General features: G+C 64.1%; 13 protein-coding genes. 4 read left to right on the top strand and 9 right to left on the bottom strand.

All coding sequences use genetic code 11. The annotated features are described in order from the left end of the window. Positions 1-81 precede the first annotated feature (81 nt). Positions 82-1,008: a LysR substrate-binding domain-containing protein gene (locus tag FJ958_RS01135; RefSeq protein ID WP_140738307.1), complete on the top strand. Its 927-nt coding sequence runs from the start codon at positions 82-84 to the stop codon at positions 1,006-1,008. A 40-nt stretch (positions 1,009-1,048) separates the two neighbouring features. On the opposite strand, the gene FJ958_RS01130 is transcribed toward FJ958_RS01135, so the two are convergent. Then, positions 1,049-1,741, bottom strand: coding sequence for a hypothetical protein (locus tag FJ958_RS01130; RefSeq protein WP_246679456.1), 693 nt, complete (start codon positions 1,739-1,741; stop codon positions 1,049-1,051). Between the two features lie 18 nt (positions 1,742-1,759). On the opposite strand from FJ958_RS01130, the gene FJ958_RS01125 reads away from it, so the two are divergent. Further along, the gene (locus tag FJ958_RS01125; protein WP_140738304.1) at positions 1,760-1,993 is read left to right on the top strand and encodes a DUF2093 domain-containing protein; all 234 of its coding nucleotides are present in this window, start codon (positions 1,760-1,762) and stop codon (positions 1,991-1,993) included. Here FJ958_RS01125 and lpxK read toward each other — a convergent pair. The 6 genes from lpxK to FJ958_RS01095 all read right to left on the bottom strand — a co-directional run bounded on the left by lpxK (position 1,990) and on the right by FJ958_RS01095 (position 7,594). After that, positions 1,990-3,015, bottom strand: a complete 1,026-nt coding sequence (gene lpxK / locus FJ958_RS01120; RefSeq protein WP_140738301.1) for a tetraacyldisaccharide 4'-kinase — start codon at positions 3,013-3,015, stop codon at positions 1,990-1,992. The two genes, FJ958_RS01125 and lpxK, sit on opposite strands and share 4 nt — an antisense overlap. A gap of 1 nt (position 3,016) precedes the next feature. After that, positions 3,017-4,333: a lipid IV(A) 3-deoxy-D-manno-octulosonic acid transferase gene (gene waaA / locus FJ958_RS01115; protein WP_140738298.1), complete on the bottom strand. Its 1,317-nt coding sequence runs from the start codon at positions 4,331-4,333 to the stop codon at positions 3,017-3,019. Then, positions 4,330-5,121 carry a lysophospholipid acyltransferase family protein gene (locus FJ958_RS01110; protein ID WP_140738296.1) on the bottom strand — a complete coding sequence of 264 codons (792 nt, stop codon included), beginning with the start codon at positions 5,119-5,121 and terminating at the stop codon, positions 4,330-4,332. The genes waaA and FJ958_RS01110 overlap by 4 nt, the downstream gene beginning before the upstream one ends. A 5-nt stretch (positions 5,122-5,126) precedes the next feature. Further along, entirely contained in the window at positions 5,127-5,372 is a 246-nt protein-coding gene (locus FJ958_RS01105; protein ID WP_140696113.1) for a DUF4170 domain-containing protein, read from the bottom strand. Positions 5,373-5,448: 76 nt separating this feature from the next. Beyond that, positions 5,449-6,264, bottom strand: a complete 816-nt coding sequence (locus tag FJ958_RS01100) for a 3'(2'),5'-bisphosphate nucleotidase CysQ (protein WP_140738294.1) — start codon at positions 6,262-6,264, stop codon at positions 5,449-5,451. Continuing rightward, positions 6,251-7,594 carry a TldD/PmbA family protein gene (locus FJ958_RS01095; protein WP_140738292.1) on the bottom strand — a complete coding sequence of 448 codons (1,344 nt, stop codon included), beginning with the start codon at positions 7,592-7,594 and terminating at the stop codon, positions 6,251-6,253. Before FJ958_RS01095 ends, FJ958_RS01100 begins: the two co-directional genes overlap by 14 nt. Positions 7,595-7,760: 166 nt before the next feature. Between FJ958_RS01095 and FJ958_RS01090 the strand changes: the two genes are divergently transcribed. Beyond that, positions 7,761-8,171, top strand: a complete 411-nt coding sequence (locus FJ958_RS01090; protein ID WP_140507312.1) for a VOC family protein — start codon at positions 7,761-7,763, stop codon at positions 8,169-8,171. 31 nt (positions 8,172-8,202) lie between these two features. On the opposite strand, the gene epmA is transcribed toward FJ958_RS01090, so the two are convergent. Beyond that, entirely contained in the window at positions 8,203-9,249 is a 1,047-nt protein-coding gene (gene epmA, locus FJ958_RS01085; protein ID WP_140738289.1) for an EF-P lysine aminoacylase EpmA, read from the bottom strand. A 123-nt stretch (positions 9,250-9,372) separates the two neighbouring features. Between epmA and efp the strand changes: the two genes are divergently transcribed. Next, positions 9,373-9,942, top strand: a complete 570-nt coding sequence (gene efp / locus FJ958_RS01080; RefSeq protein WP_140613495.1) for an elongation factor P — start codon at positions 9,373-9,375, stop codon at positions 9,940-9,942. 112 nt (positions 9,943-10,054) lie between these two features. Here the strand turns inward: efp and FJ958_RS01075 are convergent, their stop codons facing one another. Continuing rightward, positions 10,055-12,100 carry a glycosyltransferase gene (locus tag FJ958_RS01075; protein WP_140738286.1) on the bottom strand — a complete coding sequence of 682 codons (2,046 nt, stop codon included), beginning with the start codon at positions 12,098-12,100 and terminating at the stop codon, positions 10,055-10,057. Positions 12,101-12,107: the final 7 nt, after the last annotated feature.

Genomic DNA, 12,107 nt, shown 5'->3' with positions numbered 1-12,107 from the left:
TCATGCTCTTCCATCTTGGAAGCCACAAAACGCCTTTTCCCGTCCGTTGACAAACGACCAAATCGAGGATCACCTGTGAGTATGGATCACAGCTCAGAGGCGATGGTGCCGCTCGAAACCCTGCGTGCCTTCGATGCGGCGGCGCGGACCGGCAGTTTTTCGGCAGCCGCCGAAAGGCTCAACGTCACCCATGGCGCCGTCAGCCGGCAGATCGCCAAGCTCGAGGGCTGGCTGGGGCTGAAAGTTTTCGATCGCGGCGCGCGCGGCGTGACGCTGACAATCGAAGGCAACCGGTTGCATCTGCGCACATCGGAAGCCTTCGCCCTGATATTGAGCCATTCGGACCGCTGGGTCGAGCCGCGGGGAACGGCGGTGGTGCGGTTGACCTCGATCCCCTCGGTCAGCGGGCTGTGGCTGATGCCGCGCATGGCGGCACTGGAGAACAATCCCACCAAGCTGCGCATCGTGCTCGATGTCGACATCCGCCAGACCGACCTTGCCGATGAAGGCATCGACCTGTCGATCCGCTGCGGCCGTGGCGGCATTCCAGGCCGCGTCTCGGTGAAACTTTTCGAGGAGCATGTCTTCCCCGTCGCCTCGCCGGAACTGGCACGTGAGATCGGTCACGGCGACCCGGCCCGGCTGCTCAAATTTCCACTGATCAACGATTCGGACGCCTCCGGCTGGCGTGCCTGGTTCGCCGCGCAAGGCATGGACTACCGGCCGCGCCCGCAGGACCGGCGTTTCGAGGATTACAATCTGGTGCTCGACGCCGCCGCCTATGGGCTCGGCATCGCGCTGGCGCGTCCGCCGCTGACCGGGCATCAGCTGGCGTCGGGCCGCATCACCGCGGTCGACGATCGCACCGCACTCAATCCGGTGTCCTACTGGCTCGACCGGCCGTTGGGACGGCCACGCACCGCAGCGGCCGACCTCGCCCGCCGTATCGCGCGGCAGGCCGGATTGGCGCCGGAAAAGATCGAAGCGTTCATCGAAGCGGAGCGATAGGCTTGGCCAGCTTTTCCTGAGCGCCAGCCGATTCGGGAGTTCAGCGAAGCAGCAGGATGAACCCGACGATCACGGTTCCCAGCAAAGCGGCCATTATCGAAACAAAGCCAATTTTCACCAGCAGCCGGTCAGGGTTCGGCGCCGCTCCATGGGATTGATTGGCAGGCTGTCGCCGGCCTGCCGGCGCATCCAGGGCGGCGTTGCGCGGGACAGGTCCCTGCGGCGGGATAAGCGACAGCAGTGACAAGCTTACAGCTCGGGCCGGAGTGTTGTCGTTGGCCGTTGCCGAAGGCGGCAAGAAGCCTCGCGGCTGCGACTCGGCTTCAGGCGCCGCTTTCCTTGCCACGACCGTTGTCAGCGCCGCTTCGTCCCTCGCGTCGAGTTGCGCCATATAGGCTTCGACGATGCCAGCCGAAGCAATCTGCTGCGACTTGGCGGCCGCCGGCGCCGCGGGCATCGCCAACAGCGCCGGTGCCGTCCGCTGCGCGAACAGGGAGGGCACCGGGGGCTGGACCAATTCCCGGACCAATGCCGTCCTGACCGGATCGGCCTTCGCCAAAGGCACGGGTTGCGGCGTCATCGCCTCCTTGAGCAGGGAAGCCAGGCGGGCGGTAGAAATATCCATCGTGCCCCCAACAAAAGCGCTTTTCCAGCATCTGGTAGCGGATCGGCATTGCCCGAGGCTTGTCGCAAGCTTGACCTGGACGGCGATTTGTGGCGATGAAATCTCCATGAACCTCGGCACCACCGCATGATGAACCGTTTCGAAGGCCCGGGCGGCAAGGAAGCCCGCATTCGCTACCTCGATGGCGATTTCCAGGTCACCAGTCCCGGCTCGTTTGTGCGCTGCGCGGTGACCGGGGAAAATATCCCCTTGGACGAACTGAAATACTGGAGCGTCGCAAGGCAGGAGCCTTACGTCAACGCCGCCGCCTCGCTGCGACGCGAAATCGAGGTGCATCCCGAGATGCGCAAGCGCGGCTAGGCTCTAAGCTTGCGCTGCCGCCAGGCATCGAGCGTTTCCTCGATGATGCGCTCGGGCACATGGTCGAGGTCGAACACCGTTTCGATTGCCAACACGTCGAGACGCCCGAGAAAGTCCTGCGAAGCGCCGTGGCGCAGCCGGGCGGCGTCCTTGGCCGTGGTGATGAGGCCGAGACCTTCGGCGTGCGCCGTCGTCGCCAGTTCGGCAAGTTCGTCCTCGGCGTAAAAATGATGATCCGGAAAGGGCCTGGAGAGGACCACCTCGCCGCCTGCCTCACGCACCGTGTCGAAGAATTTGTCGGGATGGCCGATACCGGCGAAGGCGAGGAACCGCTTACCGCCAAGGCCAGCCTTGCTGCTTGGCTCCGTGTGAGCCTCGAAGATCGGGCGGCCAGCGCGGGCCGCCTGGCGCACCACCCTGTCGGCCGCGGTGCCCTCCCCCATCTTCAACAGCCCACTGGTGAAGACCAACTGGTCGACGATGTTGGCCCGAAGCGGTCCGCCTGGAATGACGCGGCCATTGCCGATCCCATAGCGGGCATCGACCACTACTAGCGCATAGTCGATGTGGATGCGCGCGCTCTGAAAACCATCATCCATGATCAGGAAATCGCAGCCGTGCCTTTCCAGCAGCAACCGGGCGCCGGCCGCGCGGTTCGGCGTTACCGCGACGGGGGCGTGTTCGGCCAGGAGCAACGGCTCGTCACCGACATGCTTGGCGCTGTCGTGACTGGCATCGACGACATGCGGCTCGGCAAAGGAGCCGCCATGGCCGCGCGATAGGAAACCAGGCTTCAGATGCATGCGCTTGGCCTGTTCGGCGAGCGCGATGGCGACCGGCGTCTTGCCGGTGCCGCCGACGGTGAAATTGCCGATACACAGAACCGGCGCGTCGATCTTCTCGCGCCGGGCCCGCCGCATGCCGCGGCCGGCAACCAGCGCATAGACGGCCGACAGCGGCGACAGTGCCAGGACTTTCCAGTCCGGCTTTTCCCACCAGAATGGCGGTGCTTCGGAGGCCACGTTAACGCCCGTTCGCGCCCTTCAGGCGCGACTTGACAACCAGCGGCTGGATATAGGGTTCAAGCGATTTCAGCGTGCGCGCCAGCGCGCCGCGCATCTCATCGACGGTCGCCACTCCAGCGGCCATCATCTCGTGGCGTGCGACTTCATTGGTCAAAAGGAAGTTGACGGCACCAGCCAGCATGTCGCGATCGCGCACCAGCTTGGCGCCACCGCTGTCGATGAGGCGCTGGTAGGCTTCGCGAAAATTCTGCACATTGCGCCCGGCGAGAACCGCAGTGTCGAGCATGGCCGGCTCGAGCGGATTCTGGCCGCCCTCGGAGGTCAGCGAGCGGCCGACGAAGGCGATCTCGGTCAATCGGAGATAAAGCCCCATCTCGCCAATCGTATCGCCGAGAAGGATATCGATGTCGGGCCCGATACGGTCGCCCTTGCTGCGCCGCGCGACCTTCAGGCCCATGCCTGAAATCTGCGCGGCAAGCGCGTCGGCGCGATCGGGATGGCGCGGGACGACGATCGTCAGCAGACCTTGGTGGCGCTTGTGCAGCATCGCGTGGACTTCCGCCGCGACCACTTCCTCGCCGTCATGGGTCGAGATCGCCGCCCAGGTCGGGCGGCCGCCGATCTGCCGCTGCAACGAGGCCAGCGCCCGTCCGTCGGCCGGCGGGGGATTGGTATCGACCTTAAGGTTGCCCGACACCGTGACCGGCCGGGCGCCAAGCGCGCGAAAACGCTCGCCGTCGACATCGGATTGGGCAACGACATGGGCGAGATTCTCGAACAGCGCCTCGGCGATATTGGCCCGCTTCTTCCACGAGATGAACGAGCGGTCGGAAAGCCTGCCATTGACCAGCACCTGCGGAACGTGGCGCGCGCCAAGCTCGAGGATGGTCATCGGCCAGATCTCGGATTCGGCGATGATCGCCAGATCCGGCCGCCAGTGATCGAGGAACCGGCTGACCGCCGGCTTCAGATCGAGCGGCACATATTGATGGATGATGCGGTCGCCGAGCCGCTCGTCGGCAACCTGGGCCGATGTCACGGTGCCGGTCGTCAGCACGATGTTGACGCCATAGTCGAGAATGCTTTCGACCAGCGGCACGACGGCTATGGTCTCGCCGACGCTGGCGGCATGTATCCAGATAACAGGCCCTTCGGGGCGCGGGCGGCCGGCGACGCCATAGCGCTCGCGGCGGCGGTTGCGGTCCTCCTTGCCGCGCGAGGTGCGCCAGGCGACATAGGGTCCGATCAGCGGATAGGCGGCGGCACCCGCGAAACGGTATGCCGTCAGCATCGCACGCGCCCAGCGGCCGCTCATCGTGGACCGTCCACGAGGCGGTAGGCCTCGGCCGTCGCGGCATTGAGTGCGGTGGTGATTTCCTGGCGCTTGCGCTCCATTTCGGCGTCGTCGGCGTCCGCGGCCACAAAGATCGGCGCCCCGATGGTTACCGCGGAACGGCCGAATGGCAGGTTTATGGTGGTCTTGTCCCAGCTCTTCTTCAGTACCTTGCGGCGGCTGGTGGCGATGGCGACCGGCAGGAGCGGCCGGCCTGAGAGGCGAGCCAGGAGAACGATACCAAGCCCCGCGTCGCGCGGTGTACCGTGGGGAATGTCCGCGATCATGGCGACGTTCTTGCCGGCGGTGAGCGACTTTTTGAGGGCGATCAGTGCCTTGGCCCCACCCTTGTCGAGATGCCTGGCGTTGTCACGCCCGCCCGAACCGCGCACCGCCTCGATGCCGAATTTCTCCAGCATCAGCGCGTTGAGCTCGGCATCGGCGCTGCGCGACACCATGGCGACCAGCGGCTTGCGCTTGGGATAGTAGGCGGGCGTCAAAAGATGCTGGCCGTGCCACAAGGCGATGATGCCTGGTTCGAACTCGGCGTAGGCGCCTCCCGAAAAGCGCGCCGACCCGGCGACCAAGGGACTGGTCAGGCGAACCAGCCGCACGAACTGCGCGAGCAGGCTGGCAATGGCATTCTTGACGAATCGCGACTGCGCGAGCGGTTCGCGTATCTTGCGCCAGAAGGCCTTGGTCGTGCGGCTGCCGCCCCTGCCTGCGGGCGCGGCCTCGCCGGCTGGCTCTTTCGCCAGATCATGCTCCATCGAAATCAACCGACGACCTTGTTGTCGGGGTCCAGCAGACGGTGCAGATGAACGACGAAATAACGCATATGGGCATTGTCCACGCTGGCTTGCGCCTTGGCTTTCCACGCTGTGTGCGCGGATTGATAGTCCGGATAGATGCCGACGATGTCGAGCGCCTCGAGATCGCGGAACTCCGTGCCGCCAAGCTTCTTCAGTTCGCCGCCGAACACCAGATGCAAAAGCTGTTTCTTTCCGTCTTCCGCGGCCATGTCGGTCCTTCACATATTGTGAGTTTGCGACAGGTCTAGACCAAAGCCGATGACTTTGGAACCTTCGAAAATGCTTTCACGCATCCAGCCCGGCGATGACATCGACGAGCACCGCCAGCAAATCACCGCTGCCGGCGGCGAGCGCGCCGTGGCGGGTCACCTCGCCGGCGTAGAGCGGGGCGCGGCCATGCGGGTCGAGCAACTGGCCGCCCGCCTCGCGCAGGATAAGATCGGCGGCGGCGATATCCCAGTCATGCGCGTTCGGCTTGACGAAGGTGGCGTCGAGCGTGCCGTTGGCGATCATCGCCAGGCGGTAGGCAAGCGAAGGGCTGTAGGGCGCCCGTGTCAACCGCTTCTGCCAGCCGGAGGGCACCAGGTCGATCAACTGCTTCAACCCGGATATCTCGGCCTTATCCCCAAGCGTGCGCACCGCAATGCGCTTGCCGTTGCGGAATGCGCCCTGGCCGGGCAACGCCCAATAGATCTCGTTCATCGCCGGGCATTCGAGCACGCCGGCCAGCGTGCGTCCGTTTTCGACGACGGCAACGCTGACGCACCAGGTGCGCTGACCTTCCAGGAAGCCACGCGTGCCGTCGATCGGGTCGACGACGAAGGTGCGGCGCGCCGAAAGCCGCACCGGATCGTCGACCGTCTCTTCCGAAAGCCAGCCATAGTCCGGCCGCGCCGCCAGCAGCGTGCGGCGCAGATAGGCATCCGCCGCATGATCGGCTTCGCTGACCGGCGAAGTGCCGCCCTTCATCCAGACTTGCGGACTGTTGCCGAAATAACGCATGGCGATGAGGCCCGCCTCGCGGGCGGCATCGCGCAGCAGCGGCAGATCCCCGATAGCGCCAGAGGGGGCACCGGCAGTGGTCAGTTCATGCTCCGGCAAGGGTCATGCCTTCGATCAGGAGCGTTGGGGCGGCCGTGCCGAAATTGCGGTCGAGGTCGTTCGCCGGCACCATGTTCAGGAACATGGTCTTCAGGTTGGAGGCGATGGTGACTTCGGCGACCGGATAGGCCAGCGCGCCGTTCTCGATCCAGAAACCGGAGGCGCCGCGGCTGTATTCGCCGGTGACCATGTCGACGCCCTGCCCGAACACTTCGGTGACGTAGAAACCGGTCTTGAGCGACTTGATCAGATCCTCCGGTGAGCGCTCCCCCGGCTCGATGGCGAGATTGGTGGAGGATGGCGATACGGAAGAGCCGCTGCGCGATCCCCGCCCATTGGTGACGAGGCCAAGCTCTCGCGCCGCCGAGGTCGACAGGAACCAGTGGTTGAGCACGCCCTTTTCGACCATCAGAAGCTTCTCGCCCTCGACGCCTTCGCCATCGAACGGGCGCGAGGCCTGGCCACGCGGCCTGAGCGGCTCGTCGGTGACCGTGATCGCGGACGCGGCCACTTGCTTGCCCATCATGTCGCGCAGAAACGAGGTCTTGCGCGCGACGGAGGCGCCATTGATGGCGCCGGCAAGGTGGCCGGCAATGCCGCGCGCGACGCGCGGGTCGAACACCACATCGACCGGGCCGGTCGCCGCCTTTCGCGCGCCGATGCGGCGCACGGCGCGTTCGCCGGCCTTGCGGCCGATCTCTTCAGGCGCATCGAGATCGGCAAAATGCTGGCGCGAGGAGAATTCATAGTCGCGCTCCATGCCGGTGCCTTCGCCGGCGATGACGCTGGCAGAACGCGAAAACCGCGAGGCGACATAGTGGCCGAGAAAGCCGTGCGACGTGGCCAGCACCAGCCCGCCCAGCCCGGCGCTGGCATTGCTGCCTGACGAATTGGTCACGCCCCTGACCGCAAGCGCCGCCGCTTCCGCGGCAAGGGCGGCCTCCTTCAACTGATCGGCGGAGACTTCGGTGGCGTCGAACAGGTCTAGATCGCGCATTTGCTTCGCAAGCAACGCCGGATCGGCAAGGCCCTGATAGGGATCCTGCGGCGACACTTTCGCCATCGCCACGGCCCGCTCCGCGAGTGAAACCGGGTCGGATGCGGCGGTGGCCGAGACGCTGGCCACTCTCTGGCCGACGAAGACGCGCAGCGAGACGTCCTCGGCCTCCGATGATTCGGTGGCCTCGACCTTGCCGAGCCGAACCGACACGCCGGTGGAGCGGCCGCGCACGGCCACCGCGTCGGCGGCATCAGCGCCGGCCTTCTTGGCGGCCTCGACGAGCGCCGCGACGCGGTCGGTCAATTTTGCTGCGTCTGATGTATCGGCCATGACTGTGATCCTGCTGTCGGGGCCAGAGCCTGGCCGCTGCCCACCCATCTATTGTTCCGGTCCGGCTTGTGCAATGGCATAGGCTTCAATCAAAATGCAGGTTCGCGGTACCCATCGCGGCCCGAGTGACGCAAAATCAGCCGCCAGCCCGCACGGAGCATCTTCGATGACGCCTTTCCATCTCGCCTTTCCGGTCCGTGATCTCGATGAAACCCGCACTTTCTATGGCGAGGTGCTGGGCTGCGCGATCGGCCGTTCGTCGGCGACCTGGGTCGATTTCGACCTTTACGGCCACCAGATGTCGGCGCATCTGCGGCCCGCGCAAGCCGCCAGCGACGGCAAGGTAGACGGCATCACCGTGCCGATCCCGCATTTCGGTGCCGTGCTGTTGATGGACGACTGGCAGCGCCTGGCGACGCGGCTGGAAGCGCGCGACGACATCGACTGGCTGGAACGGCCGATGGTCCGCTTCAAGGGCGAGCCGGGCGAACAGGCGACGCTGTTCATCCGCGACCCTTCTGGCAACGCCCTGGAATTCAAGGGCTTTCGCTCACTGGAGCAGGTTTTCGCGCACTGAGGACGCGAAGGCTCGCAGCGGGCGCTGTCGTTCAGGACGCCGCGACCGGCGTCCAGATCACATCCTCGATCTTTTGCGCGCCCGTTGCCAGCATCACCAGCCGGTCGAAGCCGAGCGCGATGCCGCTGGCCTGCGGCATGATGGCAAGGGCAGCGAGAAAATCCTCGTCCAGCGGATAGCGCTCGCCATAGATGCGCTCTTTCTCATCCATCTCGATGATGAAGCGACGTCGCTGCTCGGCCGCGTCGGTAAGCTCGCCAAAACCGTTGGCGAGTTCGACACCGCAGCAATAGAGCTCGAAGCGCTCGGCGACGCGCGCATCCCTGGGGCTTGGCCGGGCAAGGGCCGCCTCGGCCAGCGGATATTCGCACAGGATGGTCGCCTGGCCGATGCCGAGATTGATCTCGATTTTTTCCACCATCACACGGCTGAACAGGTCGGCCCAGCTGTCGTCGGGCGCCGTGCGCATGCCGGCCTTGGTCAGGGCGGCGTACAGCGCGTCGCGGTCGGTGCCGCCATCGGCGGCGACCGTGGCCAGCAGATCGATGCCGGCATGGCGCATGAAGGCATCCGCCACCGTCAGCCGTTCCGGATCGGCAAACGGATCGCAATCGCGGCCACGGAAGGAAAAGAGCGTAGCCCCTGCCCTGGTCGCGGCCAGCGCCAGCAGCTCAGCGCAATCGCGCATCAGGCTCTCATAGGGCTCGCCCACCCGGTACCATTCGAGCATGGTGAATTCGGGATGGTGCAAAGGGCCGCGTTCGCGGTTGCGGTAGACCGGACCCAGGCTGAAAATCCTGGCCTCACCGGCGGCGAGCAGCTTCTTGCAGGCGAATTCCGGCGAGGTATGGAGATAAAGCGGCGAGCGCGCGCCATCCGGCCCGATCGCTTCCGTGGCGAAAGCGGCCAGATGCGCCTCGTTGCCGGGCGAGACCTGCAGGGCCGCCGTTTCCACTTCGACGAAATCGTTGCGGGTGAACCAGTCGCGCAGGGCGGCCGTGAGGCCGCTTCGCAGCATCAGGCGGGGGCGGCGGTCAGCATGGACATGCGGCGTCCACCAGGGCGAAGCGGCGGTCATGGGCGGATTGAACGCATGCCGATTCGCCTGGGGGGCTGGCGGTTCGCGCCAAGATGCGCTAGGGCCCCATCCAGCGCCGCACAAGCCGGCAAACGCCAGTCAACTCTCGCAGGATTTAAAACCGTGGTGAAAGTCATCGCCAGTTCGCTCCGCAAAGGCAATGTCGTCGACAAGGACGGCAAGCTTTATGTGATCCTCTTTGCCGAAAACATCCACCCAGGCAAGGGCACCCCGGTCACGCAGCTCGACATGCGCCGTATCGGCGACGGGGTGAAGGTTTCCGAGCGCTACCGCACCACCGAACAGGTCGAGCGCGCCTATGTCGAGGAACGCGAGCACACGTTCCTCTACGCCGACGGCGAAGGCTATCATTTCATGAACCCGGAAACCTACGACCAGGTGGCGGTATCGGAAGCCGTGGTTGGCGACGCGGCACCCTACCTGCAGGAAGGCATGCCGGTGCAAGTTTCGCAGTTCAACGGCATCGCGATCGCGCTGGTGCTGCCGCAGCGCGCCACCTTTGAAGTCGTCGAAACCGAGCCGACGACCAAGGGCCAGACGGCATCGTCCTCCTACAAGCCTGCCTTGCTCTCCAATGGTGTGCGTACCACCGTGCCCCCGCACATCGCCCCCGGCACCCGCGTCGTGGTGATGACGGCGGACGGCTCGTATGTGGAGCGGGCGAAGGACTGAGGCCGGCTTGATTGGTTCAGCCGGCACTCCAGACCCGCGTGGCCACCATCGGCGGCTCGCTGCTATCGGATGGCATTGCCCGGATTTCGGATGCAGCGGCGCTGGGTGGGCTCTAGCCCTTGCCAGTCACGATCGATTGACGTTTGCCTTGCGGTCGTTTTTCAAAGACGACAACGCTGTCATAGACACAAATTGAATCCGTCGAATTGGTGAATGCGTTCGCCGGCAATGCGCCACGCGTATGATGCGCGTTGATCTCGTCGAGCTTTCTCTTGGCGAATTCCATGAAAGACCCAGGCTTACGGAGCCCGCCACCATAGTCGCCCCAATAGCTCGTATGCGTGTCCTCGACGAGGTAAACCCCGTACGGCTGCACGTGCTGGTAGAGATGCTCAAATGTCGCAAGCACGTGATCCATCATGTGACTGCCGTCGTCGATGACGACGTCTATGGGACCGTACTTGCTGACGACCTTGTCGAGGAGTTCGGTGTCATCCTGACTGCCGATGAAAACTTCAATGCCTTCTGACTCATGTGCCTTGCATGCAGGATCGATATCAAGGCCTACAATCCGAGCACCCTCACCGAAATAGGCTCGCCACATCTCAAGCGATCCTCCTTTGTAGACGCCCACTTCAACGATCACGGGGCTCCGGTTCCTGAACCTCTCGAAATGACGTTCATAAACGTCGAAATAATGCAGCCATTTGTACATTTCCTTGCCGCTGTTGTTCAAAAAATACTGGTGCAGGAACCCGCCGCCCATCAAAGTCTCCTCAATCTCGGTTTGTACCGGTGCTGGCCGCGTAGATTGCCCTCCTTTTCCGGCTAAATTGGCCTTGAGCCGCGCAATCGCTGGCTCCGATACGTTCGCGACAAGACAAAGCGCCTCCCCAAGGTTCGTCGCGATCTCGGGGGCGAGTTCCAGCGCCTTGCGGTACTGGACCGCAGCTTTTTCGCTCTCGCCGATGGCAAGATACGCATCGCCGATCGCCGCAAAATAGGCGGCATCTCGAACCGGATCGTGCCGGGCAAGAATAGCGGCGGACGCAAGAAGGCGCGACGCCGCAAGCTCGGCGGGTGCATGCGTGCTTGCCATCCGAAGGATGTCTGCCGCCGCTTGGTAATGCCCTGACTGAAATCGCCCCTTGGCCAACTCGACCAGCGCCGCGGCAGTCCGGTTCGTCGGCTCGCGCTCTTCTGGCGGCTTCAGATGCGCCCTGAAGCCAGCGGCGGTGGCTGGCGCGACCCTGAATGGGTTTGCAATTGTCGCTCGGGCAAGATGCGGCAGAAGCGATGGAGGCAGCGAACCTACGAATGCCGAGGGGGTGTGAAAGGTAAACTCGCCTGCCCCCCTCAGTGCATCCCTTTCTGCCTTCCAGACAATCCAGTTCTTGCGCTGCTGCTCGAGGCTTGCATTGGTGGACACGCCGCCATGCAGTTGGTGAAATGTGCCCTCTCCCAGAGTGAGGATGAGCTGTGCTTGCGGCAACTTCATCGCGCGTTCGAGCGTGTCGAGGTTGACGAGGCCGCCCCCCGGACAGCTGAAGCGCTCATCCATGCCATCGATCGCCTGCCAGCCCTCCCGGCTCATGAAGAGGACATTCGCTTCGTGTATCGGTGAGAACCACGGATCGACCGACGATTCATCCATCGTCCCGATCTCGAACAACCGATAGCCATCTTCCGGCCATTGGATCGATTGCAAAAGCGAATCCTCGATCGCCCTTGTGTAACCATTCGCAGGCGCATTGGCTTGGATATCGCTTCCAAGATACCAGCCAGGCGCGGCTACGACTGCCGTCGATGCCATGTCCAGGCCGATGCGCGCGAAATGCACCAAACCGGGCGTCACGATTCGCGCACCGTCGATCATCACGCCGATCTTGTCGCCCCTTGCAGCCATGATCCCGCGATTGACGGCAGCCGCAGGCGAGGGTGACGCGTCATCGATGCGCAGCAGGCGAAAGTTTGATCCATATTCCGCGATAAGGCTCTCGCTGACCGCAGGTGACGATCCGTTATCTACGACGATCACCTCGTAGTCGTCCGTCGTCACACCTTGCTGATAGGGCAATGCAAGCGAAAGCAGCGTTCGGGGCAGTTCTCGGGCGATGTTGTACGCGACAACAACGACCGACACGAGGTTCTGCTTCATCGCGCTT

The sequence above is a fragment of the Mesorhizobium sp. B2-3-5 genome, from assembly GCF_006442395.1.
In the GTDB taxonomy this organism is placed as follows: Bacteria; Pseudomonadota; Alphaproteobacteria; order Rhizobiales; family Rhizobiaceae; genus Mesorhizobium.
Note: the sequence above shows the minus strand (reverse complement) of the source record. Positions and strands in the feature narration are given on the sequence as shown.

What these genes read in the sequence shown, in the direction of transcription:
- FJ958_RS01130 (WP_246679456.1), bottom strand. Translation starts at nt 1,741, where the DNA reads ATGGAGATTTCATCGCCACAAATCGCCGTCCAGGTCAAGCTTGCGACA.
- epmA (WP_140738289.1), bottom strand. Translation starts at nt 9,249, where the DNA reads ATGACCGCCGCTTCGCCCTGGTGGACGCCGCATGTCCATGCTGACCGC.
- FJ958_RS01110 (WP_140738296.1), bottom strand. Translation starts at nt 5,121, where the DNA reads ATGGAGCATGATCTGGCGAAAGAGCCAGCCGGCGAGGCCGCGCCCGCA.
- waaA (WP_140738298.1), bottom strand. Translation starts at nt 4,333, where the DNA reads ATGAGCGGCCGCTGGGCGCGTGCGATGCTGACGGCATACCGTTTCGCG.
- FJ958_RS01135 (WP_140738307.1), top strand. Translation starts at nt 82, where the DNA reads ATGGATCACAGCTCAGAGGCGATGGTGCCGCTCGAAACCCTGCGTGCC.
- FJ958_RS01095 (WP_140738292.1), bottom strand. Translation starts at nt 7,594, where the DNA reads ATGGCCGATACATCAGACGCAGCAAAATTGACCGACCGCGTCGCGGCG.
- FJ958_RS01090 (WP_140507312.1), top strand. Translation starts at nt 7,761, where the DNA reads ATGACGCCTTTCCATCTCGCCTTTCCGGTCCGTGATCTCGATGAAACC.
- FJ958_RS01105 (WP_140696113.1), bottom strand. Translation starts at nt 5,372, where the DNA reads ATGGCCGCGGAAGACGGAAAGAAACAGCTTTTGCATCTGGTGTTCGGC.
- FJ958_RS01125 (WP_140738304.1), top strand. Translation starts at nt 1,760, where the DNA reads ATGATGAACCGTTTCGAAGGCCCGGGCGGCAAGGAAGCCCGCATTCGC.
- FJ958_RS01075 (WP_140738286.1), bottom strand. Translation starts at nt 12,100, where the DNA reads ATGAAGCAGAACCTCGTGTCGGTCGTTGTTGTCGCGTACAACATCGCC.